The 20,976-nt window shown below is 63.8% G+C and carries 11 protein-coding genes; 3 read left to right on the forward strand and 8 right to left on the reverse strand.

What is annotated here, in order from left to right; all coding sequences use genetic code 11:
- Positions 1–39: 39 nt before the first annotated feature.
- From GA645_RS23265 to GA645_RS23280, 4 genes are all read right to left on the reverse strand, one after another.
- On the reverse strand, positions 40–1,320 hold the full coding sequence (locus GA645_RS23265) for an acyltransferase (protein ID WP_152225878.1): 1,281 nt from the start codon (positions 1,318–1,320) through the stop codon (positions 40–42).
- Between the two features lie 43 nt (positions 1,321–1,363).
- On the reverse strand, positions 1,364–2,521 hold the full coding sequence (locus GA645_RS23270; protein WP_152225880.1) for a phosphatidylserine/phosphatidylglycerophosphate/cardiolipin synthase family protein: 1,158 nt from the start codon (positions 2,519–2,521) through the stop codon (positions 1,364–1,366).
- Complete coding sequence (locus tag GA645_RS23275; protein ID WP_152225882.1) at positions 2,518–3,093, reverse strand: YceI family protein; 576 nt, start codon at positions 3,091–3,093, stop codon at positions 2,518–2,520. The genes GA645_RS23270 and GA645_RS23275 overlap by 4 nt, the downstream gene beginning before the upstream one ends.
- A 111-nt stretch (positions 3,094–3,204) precedes the next feature.
- The gene (locus GA645_RS23280; protein WP_152225884.1) at positions 3,205–4,110 is read right to left on the reverse strand and encodes a LysR family transcriptional regulator; all 906 of its coding nucleotides are present in this window, start codon (positions 4,108–4,110) and stop codon (positions 3,205–3,207) included.
- 107 nt (positions 4,111–4,217) lie between these two features.
- Here GA645_RS23280 and GA645_RS23285 point away from each other — a divergent pair, with 107 nt between their 5' ends.
- The 3 genes from GA645_RS23285 to GA645_RS23295 all read left to right on the forward strand — a co-directional run bounded on the left by GA645_RS23285 (position 4,218) and on the right by GA645_RS23295 (position 7,462).
- Complete coding sequence (locus tag GA645_RS23285; RefSeq protein WP_152225886.1) at positions 4,218–5,717, forward strand: MFS transporter; 1,500 nt, start codon at positions 4,218–4,220, stop codon at positions 5,715–5,717.
- A 428-nt stretch (positions 5,718–6,145) separates the two neighbouring features.
- The gene (locus tag GA645_RS23290; protein WP_152225888.1) at positions 6,146–6,475 is read left to right on the forward strand and encodes a hypothetical protein; all 330 of its coding nucleotides are present in this window, start codon (positions 6,146–6,148) and stop codon (positions 6,473–6,475) included.
- A 96-nt stretch (positions 6,476–6,571) separates the two neighbouring features.
- Positions 6,572–7,462: an integrase core domain-containing protein gene (locus tag GA645_RS23295; protein WP_152225890.1), complete on the forward strand. Its 891-nt coding sequence runs from the start codon at positions 6,572–6,574 to the stop codon at positions 7,460–7,462.
- A gap of 371 nt (positions 7,463–7,833) precedes the next feature.
- Here the strand turns inward: GA645_RS23295 and GA645_RS23300 are convergent, their stop codons facing one another.
- The 4 genes from GA645_RS23300 to GA645_RS23320 form a co-directional block, all read right to left on the reverse strand.
- Positions 7,834–8,286 carry a hypothetical protein gene (locus tag GA645_RS23300; RefSeq protein WP_306092908.1) on the reverse strand — a complete coding sequence of 151 codons (453 nt, stop codon included), beginning with the start codon at positions 8,284–8,286 and terminating at the stop codon, positions 7,834–7,836.
- The gene (locus tag GA645_RS23305; RefSeq protein WP_152225892.1) at positions 8,283–8,846 is read right to left on the reverse strand and encodes a hypothetical protein; all 564 of its coding nucleotides are present in this window, start codon (positions 8,844–8,846) and stop codon (positions 8,283–8,285) included. Before GA645_RS23305 ends, GA645_RS23300 begins: the two co-directional genes overlap by 4 nt.
- Positions 8,797–9,198, reverse strand: a complete 402-nt coding sequence (locus GA645_RS23310) for a hypothetical protein (protein ID WP_152225894.1) — start codon at positions 9,196–9,198, stop codon at positions 8,797–8,799. Before GA645_RS23310 ends, GA645_RS23305 begins: the two co-directional genes overlap by 50 nt.
- Positions 9,199–9,935: 737 nt before the next feature.
- Positions 9,936–20,891, reverse strand: a complete 10,956-nt coding sequence (locus GA645_RS23320) for a DUF637 domain-containing protein (protein ID WP_152225898.1) — start codon at positions 20,889–20,891, stop codon at positions 9,936–9,938.
- Between the last annotated feature and the right edge of the window lie 85 nt (positions 20,892–20,976).

Here is a 20,976-nt window from a genome sequence, read left to right on the forward strand (position 1 = left end):
ACCGCGAACGGTTGTACGCCCTACGCTCCAGTTCGTGCCTCAACTCTCCGTCACCACCCGCGCCCGCGACGGCGACGCCGGCAGCAAATGGCTCACCAGCCACTTGCGCACCGGCACCACGCAGCGCTCCTGCACCAGCACGCAGCTCGTCACCATGAACAGCAGGAACAGCGGGTACAGCCACAGCGACAGCTGCTGGCGAGTCGCTGCATCGACGCAGAAGGCCCAGTCGGCCAGGCAGTCCCCCGGCGCGCGGATCAGCTTCTCGGTCCGCGAGAACAGGGTGAACAACGGCACGTGCAGGGCGAACAATGACAACGATGCCGCACCCAGGCGCGGCGACCAGCGACAGATCATGCTGTTGCGGGGATCGCGGAGCAGCCCGCAGAGGTACACCAGCATCAATTGCGCCGGCAGCAGCAGGCCGTTGTGCAGCAGGAAGTACCAGAACTTGGCGCCGTGGGTGTACAGGTAGTCCGCCACCAGGAAGTTCACCAGCACGAACGCGACCATCGCCAGTGTCATCCCACGCCCCGGTGTGCGGCCGGCATCCTTGTACTGGCGGAACAGCCCGTAGATGAGGATGCCGCTGAGGAACTCCGGCAGGCGCAGCAATGGATTGCGATGCAACAGGCCCGTCCAGGGCATGCCGTACTGCTGGCTGGCGACCACCAGCAGCGGCGGCACCAGGTACAGCAGCCAGAGCACGATCAGCAGCCGCCATTTGTTCTGCGCCCGCGCCAGGCGCGGTGCGACACAGGGGAAGCACAGGTAGAAGAAGAACAGCGTCGACAGCGACCAGAGCGGGGCGTTGAAGGTCAGGTAGTAGGGGTTCCACGCCTGCATCATGGTGAGCTGCAGGATGCTGTTGAACAGCAGCTCGCGGTCGCTCATCCAGTGATGGAACAGCTGCGGCTGAAGACGGCCGATCACCTCGTTGGTGTCATAGACGACGAAACGCGGCGTGGCCTGGTCGAGATCCGGGCCGATCCCCAGGCCACTGACCGTCAGCAGCACCGCGATGGTCAGCAGGATCGAGAAGATGTGCAGCGGGTAGAGGTTGGACAGCCGCTTGGTGAAGAAGCTGCGCGGGCTTTCGCGCAACTGCCCGTCACTGACGTAGACGTGACAGAGCAGGAAGCCCGACAGCACGAAGAAGGTGCTGGTGGCAAAGAAACCCAGGCTGGTCAGGTCGTCGAGGCCTGGGAACTTTTGCTCCGCCGGGTAGTTGTGCAGGGTGTGGTAGACCACCACATAAAGACCTAGCAGGAAGCGCAGCCATTCCAGGCCGATGAAGCGTTCCTTCTGACTCGTACTCACGCCGCTCTCCTATTCGAAACTTCGGTTCGGGCGCCCCGCCGGTTCAGCGCCGGCGGTCGAGAAAATTCACCACCAAGCGGTCCAGGGAACCCCATAGCCGTTCACGCAGACGCTTCCACCAGGGCCTGGCATGCCAGCTGCCAAGGTCTATTTCGCGGCTTTGCTCGAAGTCCGTACGCAGACATTCGGCGACCGCGGCAGTGAACTGAGGATCGAACGCTTCTACATTGGCCTCCAGATTGAAGCGAAGGTTCCAATGATCGAAGTTGCAGGACCCAACGCTGGTCCAATCGTCGACCACGACCATTTTCAGGTGCAGGAAGCGTGGCTGATATTCGAAGATGCGCACGCCCGCGCGCAACAGGCTCGGGTAGTAACGCTGCCCGGCGTAGCGTACCGGTGCATGGTCGGTGAGCCGGCCGGTGAGCAGCAGGCGCACGTCGACGCCGCGCTGGGCGGCTCTGCGCAGCGCCCGGCGGACCTTCCAGGTCGGCAGGAAATACGGCGTGGCCAGCCAGATGCGCTGGCGCGCGCCGCGCAGTGAACGAACCAGCGACTGCAGGATGTCGCGGTGCTGGCTGGCATCCGCGTAGGCGACCCGCGCCAGGCCTTCGCCATAATGCGGCGTCGGCGGCAGGCGGGTGAGCAGCACCTCCTCGCGCGGCTTCCAGGCGCGCACGCCGAAGGTGGCGTGCCACTGGCGCTCGAACAGGCGCTGCCAGTCGGCAACGATACTGCCGGTCATCTCGACCATCACCTCGTGCCAGTCGCTGCGGTTGTCCCGCGCTGACCAGAACTCGTCGCTGGCGCCCGTGCCGCCGACATAGGCGATGCGCTCGTCCACCAGCAGCAGTTTGCGGTGGTCGCGGTACAGGTTGCGCAACCCGGCCTTCCAGCTCAGCGGGTTGTACTGGCGCAGCTCGCCACCCGCTTCCAGCAACTGGCGCGTCCAGGCGCTGGAAAGCTTCAGGCTGCCGTAGGCATCGAACAGGCAACGTACCCGCACGCCACGCGCACGCACCGCCAGCAGGCGGTCCAGCAGCGCCTCCGCGCAGCTGCCGCTTTCCACCAGATAGAGTTCCAGTTCGACCTGGCGCACGGCGCCGTCGATGGCCTCGAACATGCGCGGAAAGAAGTGCTCGCCATCGCGGAGCAGGGCGAAGCGGTTACCGCTTCGCCAGGGGAAGATCGGTCCGCTCACCGCGAGGCGAAGATCAGCACGGCGCCCACTGGCACCGACAGGCCGATGCTTTTCAGCCCGGCGAGTTTGCGCAACTTCGATACGCCCGGCGCCAGGCCGAAGTCAGCGGCATTGACCACCAGCGGCGAGAGGGTCACCACCTGGAAGCGATGCTCGTCCAGGCGCGTGATCAGCACATCGGTGCGGTAGTCCTTCGACTGCCCGCGCAGCTCCAGGCGCAGCGGCAGGCGCATCTCCATCTGCACGCCGCTGGCCAGGTCGGTGATCGGCCGCAGGTCCAGGCGTGCGGCGATCCGCGCATCCGGGTAGTTCTCGGTATCGAACAGCGTCTCGCGTACCCGCTCGTCGCGCAGCGGAACGCCGGTGCTCACCGAGTCCATCTCGATACGCAACTCGGCCTGCCCCTGTTCGTCCACCTTGCCGTGCATCACCAGGAAGCGGCTCACTTCGGCAATGTCGGTGTTCTTGCTGGTGACGAAGGTCAGCCGCGACGACTCGTAGTCGAGGTACCAGGCCGCCTGGGCGGATGCGGCAAAACAGGTGGCGAGGAGGAAGGCGAGCAGCGAGCGCATGAAATCCCTTACATGAAAACCGGATGGATCAACGGCCAACGATAGCGGCCCACCGATAGCTTGCAAACCAGCCGACAGGCGAGCCGTTGGGCAGGCGAAGTGGGCAATGGTTCAGTCGGCCAGCAGCGCGGGAATTCCGGCCACCAGCGCATCGATGGCGCAACGGATCTTCGATGGCATATAGCGGGTCTTCGGCCAGACCGCATGAATCTCCAGCGGCGGCAGGTTGCAGCGCCCCTTCACCACCACCAGCTCGCCGTTCTTCACATGCCGTGCCAGCAGCCAGGACGGCAGGCGCGCCAGGCCGAAGCCGGCCACGGCGGCAGCGGTGATCGCCTGCAGGTCGTCCATGCTCAGTTGCGGGTCGATATCGATGCGTTTTGCGTGGCCATCGTCGTCCCGCAGGTCCCAGGGCGAGGTGACGCCGGCGACGGAATAGCTGATCGCTGCATGGCCGACCAATTCGTCGAGGTCCTGCGGCATGCCGTGCGCCGCGATATACGAAGGCGCCGCGCCGATGCTGGTGTACTGCACGCCCAGCTTGCGCGCGGCGAGGGTGGCGCTGTCGCCCAGCGGGCCGATGCGTATGGCGAGGTCGAAGCCCTCCTCCACCAGGTCGACGCGGCGGTCGGTGAAGGACAGGTCGATCTTCAGCGATGGGTACCGCCGCGCCAGCTCCAGCATCAACGGCACCACGCACAGGTGGCCGAAGGAGATCGGCACGCTGACCCGCAGCCGCCCGCGCGGCTCGATTCGCCCGCCTTCGAGCACGCTGTGCGCGGCATCCAGCTCGGCCAGGGCGCGCACGCAGCTGTCGTAGAACACCTGGCCGTCGTCGGTGAGGTTCTGGCTGCGCGTGGTGCGCTGCAGCAAGCGCACACCCAGGCGCGCCTCCAGCCGGGCGATGGCCTTGCCCACCGCCGAGCGCGTGAGGTTCAGGCGCTCCGCCGCCAGGGCGAAGCTGCCGGCATCCACCACCTGGACGAAGGTGGCGATGCCATCGAGTCGGTCATCCATCGGCCTGTCCGTTTGGGTCCTGACAAACCCCAATGATGGGACGAAATGGAGCCAATGGGGAACCCTGTTCTTTTCCAGAATGGTGCTTCGGAAACGGAGCCCCGCCCATGACTGCCATCCACAACCCTCGCAATCTCATCGCCCTGGCGGCGGTGTGCCTGTCCTCGATGATGTTCGGCCTGGAGATCTCCAGCGTCCCCGCCAGCCTGCCGGCCCTGGAGCGCGTGCTCCAGGGCGACTTCCAGGACCTGCAATGGGTGATGAACGCCTACACCATCGCCGTCACCAGCGTGCTGATGGCCGCCGGCACCCTGGCCGACCGCTTCGGCCGCAAGCGCCTGTTCGTCATCAGCCTGGCGCTGTTCGGCCTCACCTCGCTGCTCTGCGGGCTGGCGACCAGCATGCCGGCCATGATCGCCGGACGCTTCCTGCAAGGCGCCGCCGGCGGGGTCATGCTGATCTGCCAGGTAGCGGTCCTGAGCAGCCAGTTCAGCGACCCGGCCGAGCGCGTCCGTGCCTTCGCCGCCTGGGGCGTGATCTTCGGCATCGGCCTGGGCTTCGGGCCGATCATCGGCAGCGCCATCGTCGCCCTGGCGAGCTGGCAATGGGTGTTCCTGGTACACGGACCGATCGCCCTGCTCACCCTGGCCCTGGCGCAGTACGGTGCGGTCGAATCCCGCGATCCGGACGCCGTGAAGCTCGATCTCGGCGGCATGCTCAGTCTGTCCCTCGCGGTGCTCGGCACGGTCTTCTACATCACCCAGGGCGCCGAGCTCGGCTTCACCAGCCCGGCGGCGCTGGCGATCCTGCTGGGCAGCCTGGTCTGCCTGGCGGCGTTCATCGCCATCGAACGACGCGTGCCGCACCCGATGTTCGACTTCTCCGTGCTGCGCATCCGCGCCTTCGCCGGCGCCATGTTCGGCTCCGCGGGAATGAACGTCAGCTTCTGGCCATTGATGATCTACCTGCCGGTTTACTACCACGGCGTGCTCGGCTACGACGATGTGAAAGCCGGCTGGTCGCTGCTGGCCTACACCCTGCCGACCCTGGTGGTGCCGCCCATCGCCGAGCGCCTGGCACAGCGCTTCCAGCCGGGCTGGGTCATCCCCGGCGGCCTGCTGGTGATCGGCGCCGGCTTCTTCCTCATGCTCTGGGGCAGCGCCGCCGACAACGCCAGCTGGCTCACCCTGCTGCCGGGTTGCGTACTGGCCGGCATCGGCCTGGGGATGACCAACACCACGGTGACCAACACCTCCACCGCCGCCGTACCGAGCGCGCGCGCCGGAATGGCCTCGAGCATCGACATGAGCGCGCGGATGATTTCCCTGGCGCTCAACATCGCGGTGATGGGGCTGATCCTGCTCTGGGGCGTCGACGCGGGATTGCCGGGCGTGGATGACGGTGAGCGCCTGCAGCGGGCCGCGACCATCGCCAGCGGTCAACTGGGCAGCGACGATCCGGAGCGTGCGCGGGCCGCACTGGTGCAGGGCTTCGGCTGGGTGCTCGGTTATGGCGGCATCAGCGCCTGGCTATTCGCCGTGGGAAGCTTCCTGGTCTTCGGCGCACAGCGGACCACGGGGCGTAGACTGGAAGTCGCCCGATCCTGAAACACAGGAGAATCGCCATGAAGACCGCCCTGCTACTTGCCCTCGTACTCATCAGCGCCTCCAGCTGCGGCGTAGGCACGGGTTATCAATTCCACCATCCGGTGCCTGCCTTCGCGCTCAACACACAGGCCTGAGGGCAGCTCCCGCGGGCCTTTTCCCAAGATACTGAGGGACACGACGGAAGCCCTATCCAATCCATGGATGCGGCCACACGTCAAAAGCTAATATCATCGAACGTTATAGACAGTAAGCGGCGTATTCTCAGCTGTTTAACGCCTGATCAGCACACGCCTACTCAACAGAACAGGGTCCGGAAGTGCCGAACGGCGAGGACCAAAAGGAGTTTTGCACGACACCAAAGACGCGGGCCCAAGGTGGTTGCACACCCTGAGCCCGCTAACCACAAGCAGCTGACTAAGGAGCTGAATATGGCTACCGCCAATGATACGTCACACCCCGCTATAACTGAACGCGCCACCACCCACGGCTTCATCCCGCTGGCAACGACGTCACAACACAGCTACTTCCCCCGCGAAGCCATGCTGTACCTGCGTGCGGATGCACCCGCCGATGCCCTGTATGACGCGGCGGACAATCGGCTGGGCGCGGTGATCGATCTGCTGGCCGTGCTGGAAATGATCAATCAGGACGACATGCCAATCAGGAACGTCTTTCGCATCAGCCGTGCACTGTTGTTGCTGGTTTCTGATGCGCAGTCGTTGTATCAGGCCGACCACGAGCAGCGGCGGAAGCAGTGACGGCGTGAACTGGCGCCCGGCCCGACCGGGAGACTGAAATACCCCACACCCTGCCAAGGGAAACCTTGGCAGGGTGTTTTCATTCAAGGAGGTGTAATGCTGCGCAGGGGATGGCGAAGGTTTTGGCACTGGCTGCTCAGGCTCTTTCGGCGCCGCATTCGGGTCAAGCCTTCCGGCTGGCAACGCACCCGGCACGGCGGGGTGATACGGCGGGCACGCAAACCCGCCTGGGTCATCGATGAATTGGTGCGTTTGAAAGCACTAATGCCTAAGGCGGGATGTCGGCAGCTAACCGATACCTTCAATCGCCTGCATGCCCGACGCCGGCAGATGACGGTGAGTAAATCTTTCGTGGCTTACACCCTGTGTCGCGAGCAGTACGCGATTGAGTGCAGGCGCCGTGCATTGCGCAGGCGCGAACCCTACTCACCTGAACGGAACGCGGTGTGGGCACTGGACATGACCGGCAAGCAGGATGTCCACGGGGAACAACATGCGATCTTCGGCCTGATCGATCACGGCACGCGGCGGCTACTGCGTTTGGAAAACCTGACCAACAAGAACGCCTGGACATTGCTGGGCCATCTGTTTCTGGCCATTGGGCGTTACGGCAGACCAGCGGCGATTCGCACGGACAACGAGCGTGTGTTTACCGGCAAGGTCTTCAGCGGCGTAGTTCGGCTGGCGGGTATTCGGTATCAACGCACGGACAGGGGCTGTCCCTGGCAGAACGGCAGGATCGAACGGCTGTTTGGCACCCTGAAGGCCAAGCTCGATCAGTGGCGCGTGCTGGACGGCGGGCAATTGCAGGCGGCCTTGCAAACCTTCCACTTCTGGTACAACGCGGTGCGCCCACATCAGAAACTGAACGGGCGAACACCGTTGGAAGTCTGGAACGGGGTCGATCCTTACCGGCGAGCTCTAAAACGGGTGGAATGGTTTGAAGCCTGGGACGGATTGCTTTCGGGTTTTTACCTGAGCGGATAGCTGCCAACGCGGTTTGCCTTGGGAAAAGCCACCCGTCCACGGAGCAGGCGAATCCGGCTGGTCGGGCGCTGAAAAATTCAGGAAAGCGAGGGCTTTACGCAGAGAAAGTCAGTCGAAAAACCGACAGGCGGAAGGTGGCGAAGCGGGATTTCGGTAGTCCGTCTACGAAAAATCACCCCGCCAGCAGGCGGGGAAGGTGGTTTGGACGCTTGGACGGGACACCAGCTCGTTGGCTGGGGTTTTATATAAAGGGACCAAGATTACTAAACTGAAATTACGCATATAGCTGTAATACGCTGATCAGGTCTCTCATCTATAGGCACTCCCCAGCCCGTAACTTCAAGAACCCCATAGTTTCGATCAGTATAAAACTACTCCTCGGCCTCATCGAATTCTAGCGTTGTGAATGACAACAAATCTGAGACCAAGCTACCCAACCCTATAGCTCCCGGCAAAAATCCCTTATATATAAACCCCTCCGCAAGCTCTCCCGGAAAACTAAAATCATAAACCTTAATGGCAAACACCCTTCGATCCCGAACAAGAATAGAAAGAGCCGGCATCCCTCTTTTCAATTCATGGACGATCTCGTCATTAGCGATAGAAAAAGAATATCCACCATTTCCATGCTCATCAAAACCGCATACCAAACGAAGATCAGGGCCTTGGTCAAATCTATAAACCCTGCCATCTCTATCAACTAAATACCGCAGTAGCAAACACTCCAGCAAATCCACTTCTATATTCAGAGGCACTCCTGCCAAGGAGGCACTTGGAACAATAGGGGCGCACCAAGAGATAGCCAAGCTATTAGATTCTATCATTTGGGAATCCATGTATTGGCAACAGGATTTAACAGCACCTTCTGACCTTGCAGGTTTAAATACACCGTATTAGCGTCATAGATTGGAGTGGAAGGCCCCTGGAATGTAGGCCTATAAGTTAGAGGATCAATAACTTTAGCCTTGCTACCATCAACATATGTGACCTTATAGTACTCACCAACGTGAATTGACTTCACATCGCCGCTAACAGTTGACGGACTGTATTGAATTTCTTTAATACCAGTTGTACCACCTTCAACCTTATAAACCTGAGCATTACCCGACGTTCCAGTTTTTGGCGGAACATATGTGAGCTTTGCGCCATCCATTTTGAACGACTGCTGAATATCGTCGACAGACTTACCCCAAATGTTCGCAGGAGATTCAACCATATTCCGAGGAATACCGGCTTGTGCTGCGAGATCTTCTCGTAACCCTATCCGTGCGGCCATAGAGTTAGCAGGTACTTCCGGCGTTACAACCCCTTTTGCACTCCCCGCCGCTGACTTGTCAACCGGCCCCCACACCCCCATCGTCGGCAACGGATCGGCGCTGTCCACCTCGCTCAGCAGCCGCTGGTGCTCCGGCGAGCGCGCCTTTAGCGGTATCGGTCGTCCCTTTAGGTAGCTCTCCCGCCTTCAGCGCCTCCAGCAGGGCCTTGGCCGTGGGTTTACCTGTCACAGCGCCGCTCAGGCCCAGCGCATTGATGCTGAACGGATTGAAGCCCGATTGATCCAGATAGGCGCTGCCTTCGGCCAACCAACTGGCGTCGTTCTTCAGCCAGAGATTGGCAATCTGGTCCAGATGCATTTGCCCCGCCGCCGTCCAATCGACGACGTTGCGACTCATCATGAAGCCGTAGGCGATGTCGCTGTCCGTGCCGCCGGGATTGGCCGTTTCCTGACGCGTCACCAGGTCGTTAAGCGCCTGCGAGCCCGCATCGATTTCGGCACGTATCGCGGCGCAGGTTCCAGCCGCTGCACAGCCATTGAGGCGTTCGCGGTTCGCGTCGCTTCGGGCCTGGAAGTCGGGGGAAAAAAGGGGACAGATTTATTTTCTTTACTCTAATCCTGACTCGCCAAACCGCTTTAGAGTAGAAAAATAAATCTGTCCCCTTTTTCTCTGAGCTGGCGGATCAGTTCCGCATCGCTCACCCCCGGCGTTACTTTCAATACAATTTCCTCACCGATACGGCGTTGCAATACTAAATATCCCATCGCTTTCGTCCTCCATGTCGAAGATTACACAGTGAACGAATAGGCCAGATAAGCAATGACTGCCGGACGGCTTCGGCAATTACTGACACCGGACACGGCAAGATCAACATGAGGTGAAATAAAAACCCCCGGCAAGTGCCGGGGATTTTTGATTACGACGCGCTCAAGCCACAGACGGAAACAAATTCTGATATTGGTATATCTACAGAGCTTCCATCCCCAACAGAAAGGGCATCCTGCAAGTTGACAATGCCTTTCTGAAAATCAAAAGCAACATCAAAGCAATTAAACTCAAACTCCCTCATAAGAACACTTTCTGACTGCGCCCTCTCATCAAGAGCACCGTTCAAAATAGACCGAACATTGTTGTTCAGCTCCTGCTCGAGAAAGCGATCTACAAGGGATTTATTACAACCCATAAACCACCACCAATTAAAGAGGGAACGCTGTCTGAATTACACCATCCCGCACATTCACCTTAATAGTAGTTGTCGGCGCACCAGCAGCATTGGTACCGATAACCTTGCCCGCGTTGTACTCAATAACATACCCGCCGGGACCATTAGGGGAAACCTTTCCATATCGCAATGCGCTATCTACGTAACTAGAAACATCTTTGACAGATGTTCCTTGTGAGAACTTACTAACGTTCGAAAATCCTGAATCGGGCCCGTGACGATAGAAGACATGCTCTATCCCCGTCATCAGGCCGCCTTTGTTGTAAGTGCTTGCACTCCACGATGCATCTATTTGTCTTGGGCCTGGCAGAGCTTTAATTGCTTCGTCTGCCGCACCAGCAGTCCCTTTTGCACTCCCCGCCGCTGCCTTGTCAACCGCCCCCCACACCCCCATCGTCGGCAACGGATCGGCGCTGTCCACCTCGCTCAGCAGCCGCTGGTGCTCCGGCGAGAGCGCGCCTTTAGCGGTATCGGTCGTCCCTTTAGGTAGCTCTCCCGCCTTCAGCGCCTCCAGCAGGGCCTTGGCCGTGGGTTTACCTGTCACAGCGCCGCTCAGGCCCAGCGCATTGATGCTGAACGGATTGAAGCCCGATTGATCCAGATAGGCGCTGCCTTCGGCCAACCAACTGGCGTCGTTCTTCAGCCAGAGATTGGCAATCTGGTCCAGATGCAGTTGCCCCGCCGCCGTCCAATCGACGACGTTGCGACTCATCATGAAGCCGTAGGCGATGTCGCTGTCCGTGCCGCCGGGATTGGCCGTTTCCTGACGCGTCACCAGGTCGTTAAGCGCCTGCGAGCCCGCATCGATTTCGGCACGTATCGCGGCGCAGGTTCCAGCCGCTGCACAGCCATTGAGGCGTTCGCGGTTCGCGTCGCTTCGGGCCTGGAAGTCGCGTTGAACCTGATCGCAATTGCCTTGCACCTTGCACTTCTGCAAGGCCGCTTCAAGGTCCTTCACATCCTGGTGGTTGAGGAAGTTGTACTGCGTCGAGTTCTTCGCCGCCCAGGCCCCGGTTTCGAGCTGGCTGGAGCTGGCATTACTGTCCTGCGCCACCGCACCGATCAGGCCCACCAGTTGCGAACTCATGGTCAGCAGGGCTTCGCGGTTTTCCGGCGAGTAGCCGCTGACCAGTTTGTCCAGGTCCGCAACCAAGGCTTCGTTGAGCCCGGCACCCGCTGCGCCGGCGGCGAAGCTGTCGCCACGCGCCTCTGCGGCGAGTCCGCCCATCAGGGCGTGCATCACCACCATCTGCGCATCGCCGGCATTCAGGCCGTTCGCCTTGCCAAAGTCGCCAATGGCGTTGAAGCCAGCGGCGGCGAAGGTGTTGTAGACGCTGTCCTTGAGCGCATCGCCGAAACTCCCGCCTTCGCCCATGGCCTTGTTCAGCGCAGTGGCGGTGACGTTCTGCAATGCCTGATTCGCGGCGAAACCACCAATGCCGTTAGCCGTGCTCAAGGGCGAGACAATTTTGTCGGTCGGTACTTGGGTCTTGGTGCCGGTCAAGTCATCGAAGTAGCCTTGGGTCAGGCCGCCAACGAGGCTGGCGATGGCGACCTGCTTGAGGGTGTCGCTGTTGAAGGTCTTACTCAGATCGCCTTGGTTGTTGATCAGGTTGACCGCGGTGCTGCTGGCGAGACTGCCCGCCGCACCGACGCCGGCGCCCATGGCAAAGGTGCCACCCGCTACTCCCGCGCCACTGAGCGCTCCCGCTGCCGCCATGCCGCCAATGGCCGCCGCCGCAATGGCCACGGCCAGTTGTGTAGCCGGACCCATGCCGGAGTTGCTGTAGCTGTAGGAATCGTGGAATTCCTTCACCGCCCGCCAATCCACATCGCCCCTTTGCTCGGCGTCCTTGAGCCAAGCGAGATTCGGATCGGCTTTCACCATCGCATCGATGGCCTGGCTGACGCTGGCCTTGTCGATCTGCTTGTAGTCGATCTTCAGCCCGTCCACCGCCTTGATGGCGAGGTTGCCCTGGGCGATCAGTTCGCTCTGGCGCACGGTCTCATCCGTGCGGCCCTTGCCGCTGGAGCTGCTCCAGCTGAGGTCGCTGTCTTCCTTGCTATGGGCTTCCTGGTGCAGGTCCTTGACCGCTTCAAAGGTCACCGCCCCGCCGCTGACGATGGCGATGTCGTTGCCGGCGTCGAGCTTGGCGGCCTGGTATTTCTGGTCGCCGCCGCTGAGCAGGGTGATGTCGCCGCCGGCGCTGATTTCGCTGCTCACCGCTTTGACGTCGGTGACTTCGTCGTGGCGGGTCTGCTTGCTGCCCCAGGCGCCTTTGTCCTTCTTGTCGTAGAGGCTGTAGTCGCTGTCGTTGGCGGCAAGGATTGCGATCTTGTCGCCGGCCACCAGATAGGCCTCGTTGCCGGCGCTGACCTTGCTGCTGATGAGGGTGAGGTCGTTGCCGGCGGCGATCAGTACGTCGCGGCCGGCGCTCAGTTCGGTGCCACGCTGGGTGACGTGGTCTTCCTGGGTGGTGACCTTCTTGCTCTTGTCGTAGCTGTGCTGCTCGTCGGCGGCGGAGGCCAGGGTGACGTCGCGGCCGGCGCTTATGCCGGCGTCGCGGCCGACGTCGATGCGGCTGCCGACGACGCTGATGTCGCGGCCGGCGTCGAGGGTGAAGTCACGGCCAACGCTGATTTCGCTGCCCAGCTGGGTGGTGCTCTGGTTGTAGTTGCGGCCGCGCGTGGTGCCGTTTTCTAGCTCGACGCTGTGCAGGTTGATGTCGCGTCCGGCCTGCATCGTGAGGTCGCCGCCGCTGCTGATCGCGCCGCCCAGGTTGTTGATGTCGCGGCCGGCGCTGATGTCCATGCGCCCGGCGGACTCGATGCGCGCGGTGCTGTCGGCGAAGCTCTGGGTCCAGGTGCGGTTGCCCACGCCGCCGTCATGCACGGTGACGCTGCGCTGGTTGATGACATCGCCGGTGAGGGCGCTGAGGCTGACGTCGCGGCCTTTGATGATGCCGCCCTGGCTGTTGCTGAGGGTGTTCAGGGCGAGCAGGTCGAGGCGCCCGGCGGCTTCGATCAGGCCGGTGTTGTCGAGGTTGGCGGCGCTGGCGGCGAGGTCGCCGCTGGCGCGCAGGGTGCCCTGGTTGAGCAGGTTGCCGCCGCTGATCAGGGAGACGTCGTTGCCCATGATCAGCGCGCCGTTGGGCGCCAGGCGGTTGTTGGCCTGGGCCAGGTAGAGCACCGGCACCAGGACCTTTTCGCCATTTACGATGGCTTCTTCGAGCCAGACGAGGTCGTGGGTCAGGGCGGCGACCTGTTCCGCCGTCAGGCCGACGCCCAGGCTCAGGTGCAGGCTGTCCTTGTAGGCGATGGCGTTGTCCATCAGGTACTTGAACAGGCCTTCGTCGCTGGTCAGGCCGTCGATGTAGCGCTGGCCGGTCCGGGCGATGACGGCGTCGCGGATCAGGCGTTGTTCGTAGAGGCCGTCGCCGAGGCGCTTCTGGGAATGGTCCGGGTCGTAGCCGAGTTGGCCGAGCAGGTAGTCGGAGCCGAGGAAGCTCTTGAGGCTGGTGAGCTCGGGGTTGGTTTCGATGAGGTATTTGTGGCGGTTGTCCGGGCGTGCCGTGCTCGGTACGCCTTGCACCTGGGCAACGTTCAGGGAGGCGCTGGCCGCCGCGCCCTGGGCCGCGGCGGCGCCGTTCAGTTGTACGCTGTCGGTGCTGTCGACGGAGGTCGCGCTGCGTTGAACAGTACCGGTGGTGGTGGCGTCGCTGCGCTGCAGGTCGGCGGTCAGGCTGGTGGTGGCGTCGATGGTACGCTCGCGCTGGGACAGGCTGATGCTCTGGCCGGCGAAGCTGTAGTTACCGTCGCCGGTAACGGTCTGGGCGCTGCTCTGGGTGCCTTCCTGGCCACTCAGGCGGAACAGGCCGTTGCTGCCGGTGGGCAGGCTGAAGCCGGGGAGCGTGACAGGGTTGACCTGCTGCTGGGCGAGGTCGGGGGGCAGTTGGGCGTTGAGGGCGACGACGTTGGCGCTGTTGCCGGCAACCCCCGTATCACCCACGCGCGAGGCGCCGGACGATTGCGGGACGCCTTCGCGGATGACGCTGTTTTTCAGGTCCTGGGTGGCATTGATGGCGACATTGCCGCCGGCCTGGACCACGGCGCTGACGAATGAGCTGCCGGGGCTCTGGATGGTCAGTTCGTCGAAGAAGGTGGCGTTCTTGACCACCGCCGGCGCATCGACCAGGGCGCCCGGCTGGTAGTGCGGCATCTGGAAGTCCGCGAAGGGCGATGTGCCTGGAAAATCAAGACGAATAGAACCGAACTGGGCAAAGCGAGGGGCCTCTCGCCCGCCCTGCCTGATAGTTACCAGACTAAGGGACTCGTCCCAACCCCGGTTCCAGAAGTGAAGGTTCGGCCGTGTCATGTCGCCGGTAGGCGAGCGTAGACCGGCGTCATAATCCGGATCATTCGCGGCGTTGTACGCCATGACCTGGTCCCAGAAACTCACACCGCCCGAGAAGAGACCGCCGTATGCGTCCGAGCCATACGGAATCTCGAAGGAGCGCCGCACGGAGTGGTCGCCAATGGCGACACCGCTGTTGGTGAAGCTGTCCAGCATCATCGAGATGTTGCCGCTGGCGGCGATGGTCGATGCCTGGTTGAGCAGATTCTGGCCTTCGACTTTCAGATTGCCGCCTGCGCTGATGGCGGCCGAGGGAGAGCTTTCGCCCAGCTCACCTCGGTAGTTCTCGACCCAGACCATATGGCTGCTGGGTGTGCGCTCACCGGGCTGCGGGGCTACGGAGCAGTCATAACAACGCACTCCAATGGCGGCGGAAAGCAGCTCGCCGGCCGTCGTATTGAGCACGTCGGTGCGGTTCTCCGTCGTGCGAACCTTCAGGCTCATGTCGCCCAGGCTTTCCACGGTCGCCGAGATGTTTTTCAGCGCGCCGGCCAGGGCTTCCGGGGTGGCCCCGGTGATATCCAGGTTGCCCAGGCTGTAGATGTCGGCATAGCGGTTGATCAGGCTGCCGCCCACGCGCAGGGTCATGTCGCCGCCGCTGAAGATCAGCGCGCCATTGCTCTGGCCGTCGTTGAGCAGGTCCCAGGTGTTGATGCGCAGTTTTCCGGCGCTGCCGAGAGTGCCGAAGTTGTTCAGGCTACCGGTGTTGGCGGTGAGGTCACCCGCGGCGGTGATGCGGCCACGGTTGTTCAGGGTGCCGGCGCCGAGGGTGACGCCCTGGCCGCCGGTCACGCTGGCGCCCTGGCTGATGTCGAGCTGGTTGGCCGCGAGGTTGAGCGCGCCCAGGCTGGTGACGCGGCCGGCGCCGCTGTAGGTGCCGCTCAGCTGGATGTCGAGGCTGCCGTCGCTGGCCAGCAGGCCGTCGTTGTTCCAGTGGCCGCCGCGCCCGGTCAGGGCCTGGCTGGCGAGCAGCCGGCCGCTGGCGGTCTGGGTGAACTGGCCGATGTTGAGGGTGAGCCAGCCGGCCTGCAGGACGCTGCTGTTGCTCCAGCTGTCGGCAGTGATGTCGAGGTGGCCAGTGGTGACGAAGCTGCCGCCAGCTTCGGCGATCTGCCCGGCGTTGACCCCGAACTGGCCGCTGCCGACGTGCAGGAAGGCGCCGCCGTCGTTTCCAAGCCCGCCCAGGTCGAGGATAAGGTCGCTGTTGGCGCTTTCGACGCGGCCGTCCTGGTTGGCGAGGAAGCCGCTGCGGATCGTGGTGGCACCGTTCTGGCCCAGGGCGCGCAGGCGGCCGTTGCCGTTGTGGATCAAGTCGGCGCTCAGGTTGAGGCTGCCGCTGCTCTCGATCAGGCCATCGGTGTTGGCCAGCTCACCCAAGGCGAGGTCAATATTGGCGGCGCCGATCTGGCCCAGGGTGTTGCGCAGATAGTCGCTCTTGAGCGTAAGGGTCTGCCCGGCGTAGAGGCCGCCCTGATCATTGCCGATGACGGTGGCGACGATACGGCTGTCGCCACTGACGGCAGAGATATGGCCGCCACTGTTATTGAGGTTGCTGCCGGCGTCGATGTCGAGGCTCTGGGCCTGGGTGATGCCGGTGCTGTTGGTGAACCAGCCGGTGACCAGGTTGAGCGTGCCGTTGAGACTGGCGAGGGTGCCGCCAGCGTTGTAGGCGCTGGCGCTGGCGATGTCGACCGCGCCGTTCTGGCTGATGAGCCGGCCACCTTCGTTGCGCAGGTCCTCTTGCAGACGCAGGGTGATGTCCTGCTGGGCTTGCAGGCGGCTGCCCTGGTTGTCCAGGCGCTGGGCGCTGAGCAGCAGGGTGCCGCCCTGGCTAACGATGAGACCATCGTCGCGGTTGTCCAGGGCGCCGCTGAGCAGCAGGTTGAGCCCTTGCTGGCTGGCCAGGGTGCCGGCGCGGTTGTCGAACTGGGCGGCGTGCAGGTTCAGTTGGCGCTGGCTGATCAGTTGGCCACCCCGGTTGTCGATGTCGCCGGCAGTGAGCAGCAGGTCGCCGCCGCTGGCAAGCTGGCCGGCGGCGTTGTTCAAGGTGCCTTGTACGCTGAGGTTGAGGTCGCTCTCGCTGAGCAGGCGGCCCTGGCTGTTGTCCAGTTGTCCGGTTCGCAGCTGCAGTTGGTGGGCGACGATTTCGCCGCTGGCATTGTTCAGGTTGGCGGTGTCGATCTGCAGATTCTGCTGGGCGTTGATCAGGCCGCCGGCGCTGTTGTCCAGGGTGCCGGCGATGGTCAGGTCGAGGTTGCCCTGGCCGGAGAGGATGCCGCCCCGGTTGTCGAGGTTGGCCGCGCGCAGGTGCTGGTCGCCCTGGCTGACCAGGGCGCCTTCGCCGTGGTTGTCGAGGCGGCCACTCAAGGTGACGTCGAGTGCGCCCTGTTTGCTGGAGAGGGTGCCGCCGGTGCTGTTGTCGAGGTCGGCGGCGTTGATGGCCAGGCCTTGCCAGCCGGAGAGCAGGCCAAGGTTGGCGTTGCGCAGGCTGCCTGCGCTCAGTTGCAGTTGGCCGGCGCTGATGATGCGGCCGGCGTCACCGTTGTCGAGGCTGGCGCTATTGAGCTGGAAGCTGTGCTGGCTGGAAATCTCGCCGCCGCGGTTGTCGAGGTGGCGCAGGTTGTCGATGCGCAGCAGGCCGCCGACGCTGAGCACGGCGCCCTGGTTGTCGAAGTCGCCGCCGGCCAGGTCCAGGCTCAGGTCGCCGCCGGTGATCAGCCGGCCCTGCTGCTGGATCAGTTGCTGTACGCGCAGTTGCAGCGTGCCGCCCGCGGAGAGTTCGCCGCCCTGGCTGTTGTCCAGGCGGCTGGCGGTGAGCTCCAGGCCACCCTGGCTGGTGATGAGGCCGGCGCGGTTGTCGATGGCCTGGGCTAGCAGGCGCTGGCTTTGCTTGCCGCTGAGGATGCCGTTGCGGTTATCCAGGTCGCCGGTGGTGGCGTCGAGCTGGCCCTGGGCGGTAATGCGGCCGTGCTGGTTGTCGGTGGTGCCGGTGACGAGGGTCAGGTCCTGCCCCCCGGAGAGGCTGCCGCCCTGGTTGTTCAGGCTCGCGCTGGTGACGCTGAGACCGCCGCCGGCTGCAAGGGCGCCGTCGGCATGGTTGTCGAGGTGGACCTGTAGGCGGGCTTGTATCGCGCCCTGGCTGGCAACGGTGCCACCCAGGCTGTTGTTCAGGCCTGCGGCGTCCAGTTGCAGTTGGTTGCGCCCGAAAAGCACACCAGCCTGGCTGTTGTCCGCCGTGCCCTGGACCTGCAGGGTGAGGCTATCGCTGGAGAGGATGCGGCCGCCCTGGTTGTTCAGGGCGTTGCCGGTGACGCGCAGGGCGCCGCCGCTGGAGAGCACGCCGGCGCGGTTGTCGACCTGGGCGGCGCCGAGGTTCAAGGTGCCTTCGCTGAGCAGTTGGCCGCCGGCCTGGTTGTCGAGGCTATCCGCCAGGTTCAGGTCGAGGTCGTGCAGGCTGCTCAACGTCCCGCGCTGGCTGTTGTCCAGGCTGCGGCCACGCAGTGTCAGCCGGTCATCGCTGGCGATCAGGCCGGCGCTGTTGTCGAGCTGGCCGACGGTAAGGTTCACGGTGGCGCGACTGCTGATCTCGCCTCCCTGGTTGAACAGCTCGCTAGCCTGCACTTCGATGCCGTGCAGCGCGCCGACCCAGCCGCCCTGGCGGTTGTCGAGGCGTTGCGCGGAGAGGTTCAAGGCTCCTTCGCTGAGCAGTTTGCCGCCCTGGTTGTTCAGGGCCGCCAGTTGCAGGGCGAAGCCCTGTTGGCTGGACACTTCGCCGCCAGCGCTGTTGTTCAACTGCGCCAGGTTGCGCAGCAGCAACGCACCCGGAGTGGCGAGCAGGCCGCCCTGGCTGTTGTCGAGGCTGCCGCCGGCAAAGTCGAGATCGATACCGCCGTTGCTGACCAGTTGTCCGGCGCCATGCTGATCCAGCGTCCGGACCTGCCCGCTCACGCGACCGACCGCTTCGATGCGGCCGTGGTCGCTGTTGTCCACACGGGTGTGAGTGAGCTGCAGACCGGCACCGCCGAGGATGCGCCCGGCCTGGCTGTTGAGCAGGGTATCGCCACGCAGGTCGAGCGCGCCCTTGGCACTGATTACGCCGCTCTGACGGTTGTCGAGACTGTGCGCGGCAACGTTCAGCGTGCGGTCGGTGACCAACTTGCCGCCCTGGTTGTTCAGGGTGGTGCTAGTGACGTTCAGGGCGCCCGCGCTGGAAAGCGTGCCGGCACGGTTGTCGACCTGGGCGGCGCTGAGGTTCACGGCGCCTTCGCTGAGCAATTGGCCGCCGGCCTGGTTATCCAGCCGCTCGGCCAGGGTCAGGTTGAGGTCGCGCTGGCTGCTCAGCGTGCCGCCCTGGCTGTTGTCCAGGCTGCGGCCATCGAGGTTCAGGCCGCCCTGCCCGACCAGGCTGCCCGCACGGTTTACCAGGCTGTCGCCCTGCCAGTGCAGCAGGCCATCGCTGGCGATACGGCCGGCGCTGTTGTCGACGCTGGCGGCACGCAGGCTCAACGCGCCTCGACTGGAGATTTCGCCGCCCTGGTTGAACAGCGCAGCGGCTTGCAGGTCGACGCCCTGCATGGCGCCGATCCAGCCACCCTGGTGGTTGTCGATCTGCTGGGCCAGCACCTGCAGGTACGCTTCGCTGAGCAGCGCGCCGCCGTTCTGGGTCAGGCTGCCGACCTGGGCGTTGAGGTTGCCCTTGGCGGCGACCTGCCCGCCCGCTGCGTTGGCGACCGTGCGCGCTTGCACGCGCACGGCGCCGTCGCTCTGGATGGAGCCGGCATTGTTCAGGCTGTCGAGCGTGAGCTGTAGGTCCTGGCCTGCGCTGACCAGGCCCTGGTCGCGGTTGTCCAGGCTGCCGCCGGCGAGGTTCAACGTAGCGTCGCTGACCAGCGTGCCGCCCCGGTTGTCCAGTGCATTGGCCTGGACGTCGAGCGGGCCACGGCTCGATACCCGCCCGCCGTTCTGGTTGCTCAGCTGGCCCGCGCGCAGGTGTTGCGCGCCCTCGCTGATCAGCTTGCCGGCCTGGCTGTTGTTCAGCATGCCGCTGACCTGGGCGGTGAGTGCGCCCCGGCTGGACAAGGTGCCCTGCTGGTTGTCGAGGCTGGCCAGGTCGAGGTTGAGTGACTGCTCGGCGCTGAACAGGCCGAAGCGGTTGTCCAGCGCGCCGCCACGGACCTGGATGAACGGCGCGCCGACCTGGCCGCCGATATTGCTCAGTTGCTGGCCGGAGAGGCTCAGGGCGTTGGCAGCCAGCACGCGGCCCTGGTTGTTGCTCAGGCTACCGGCGCCCAACGTGGTGTTGCTACCGCGCAGGCTGCCGCCCTGGTTGTCGAGGCTGCCGCTGGCATTCACGTCGAGGTTGCGGCTGGCGACCACGCTGCCGCTGTTGCGCAGGGTCTGGCTGTTGATCGCCACGTCGCCCTGGGTGTTGCGGCTGTTGTCCGAGTTGACCCCGGCTTCGACGATGCCGTTGTTGCTGACCTGGGCACCCTGCAATTGCACGCGGGAGCCCGCCGCCAGTTGGCCGCTGTTACTCAATTGTCCGTTGGCCGTCAGTTCGACCGCCCCCGCCGCGTAGGCCGGGCCTGTGACGGCGATGTCCTGCGCCTTGGCACGCAGGCTGCCGACAGTGCTGGTCTGGGCCAGGCTCAATTGGCCGTTGGCATCGAGCTGGATATCGCCGGCGCTGGCGGCCAGGTTGCCGGCCAGCTTCACCCCCACGCCCTGCTCGGTGCCCACCAGGCGGATGGCTCCCGCGTACATGCCACCCAGCGCCGAACTGTCGATGGCCAGTTGCGGCTTGGCGCTGCCGTTGTCGGCCTTGGCGCTGGCGGCGAGGGTCTCGGCGTCCACCTGGTTGCGGCCGGTCACCACGGTCAGCTGGTTGGCGTACAGCTCGGCATTGAGTCTGGCGCTGCGGGTGATCAGCTCGAACTGGTCGAGGTTGCCGGCATTGAGGCCGGCGCCCTCGATGGCGATCTCGCCGCCGTCGACGTCATAACCCTGCAGGCGCCCGCCGTTGAGGACCGGCCTGCCGGTGGTGAGGGTGGCGCGCGGGGTGTTGATGAAACCGCAGCCGTTGCAAGTGATGCCGTGCGGGTTGGCGACGATTACATGGGCCGACTGGCCGGCGACCTCGGTGTAGCCGCGCAGCTGCGAGGGGTTGGCCCCGGTGACCTCGTTGAGGATCTTACTGGCGGCGGCACCCTTCAGGTTCGGGTTGCCGATGATGATCCCGCCCAGCTGGGTGGACTGGGTCTTGCCGGTGGCGTTGTTGAGGATCAGGCCGTTCTGGCCGACGCTGTAGTCGGAGAATTTATTGTGAGAGAGACCCGCACCGTCGGGCGTGGCGATATTCACCACCGGCACGCCATTGCCCGCCACGCCAAGCTGGGTATTGCCGCCCGCCGCCGCATCCACCGCCAGCTCGGCCGCTGCCGCGACGAGGGGGTTGAGGATCAGCAGGCCAGACAAGACGCTGGCAATCAGTTTGCAGGCGGGCTGGCGAATGTCCATTTTGCGCGTCTCGTCACGGAAACCGGGACGCAACACTAGCTTCAGGTCATTTTTTAGCCGAGTCGGTGCTTTCCCAACTTGCCGT

This window comes from Pseudomonas sp. SCB32, assembly GCF_009189165.1.
Taxonomy (GTDB): Bacteria; Pseudomonadota; Gammaproteobacteria; order Pseudomonadales; family Pseudomonadaceae; genus Pseudomonas.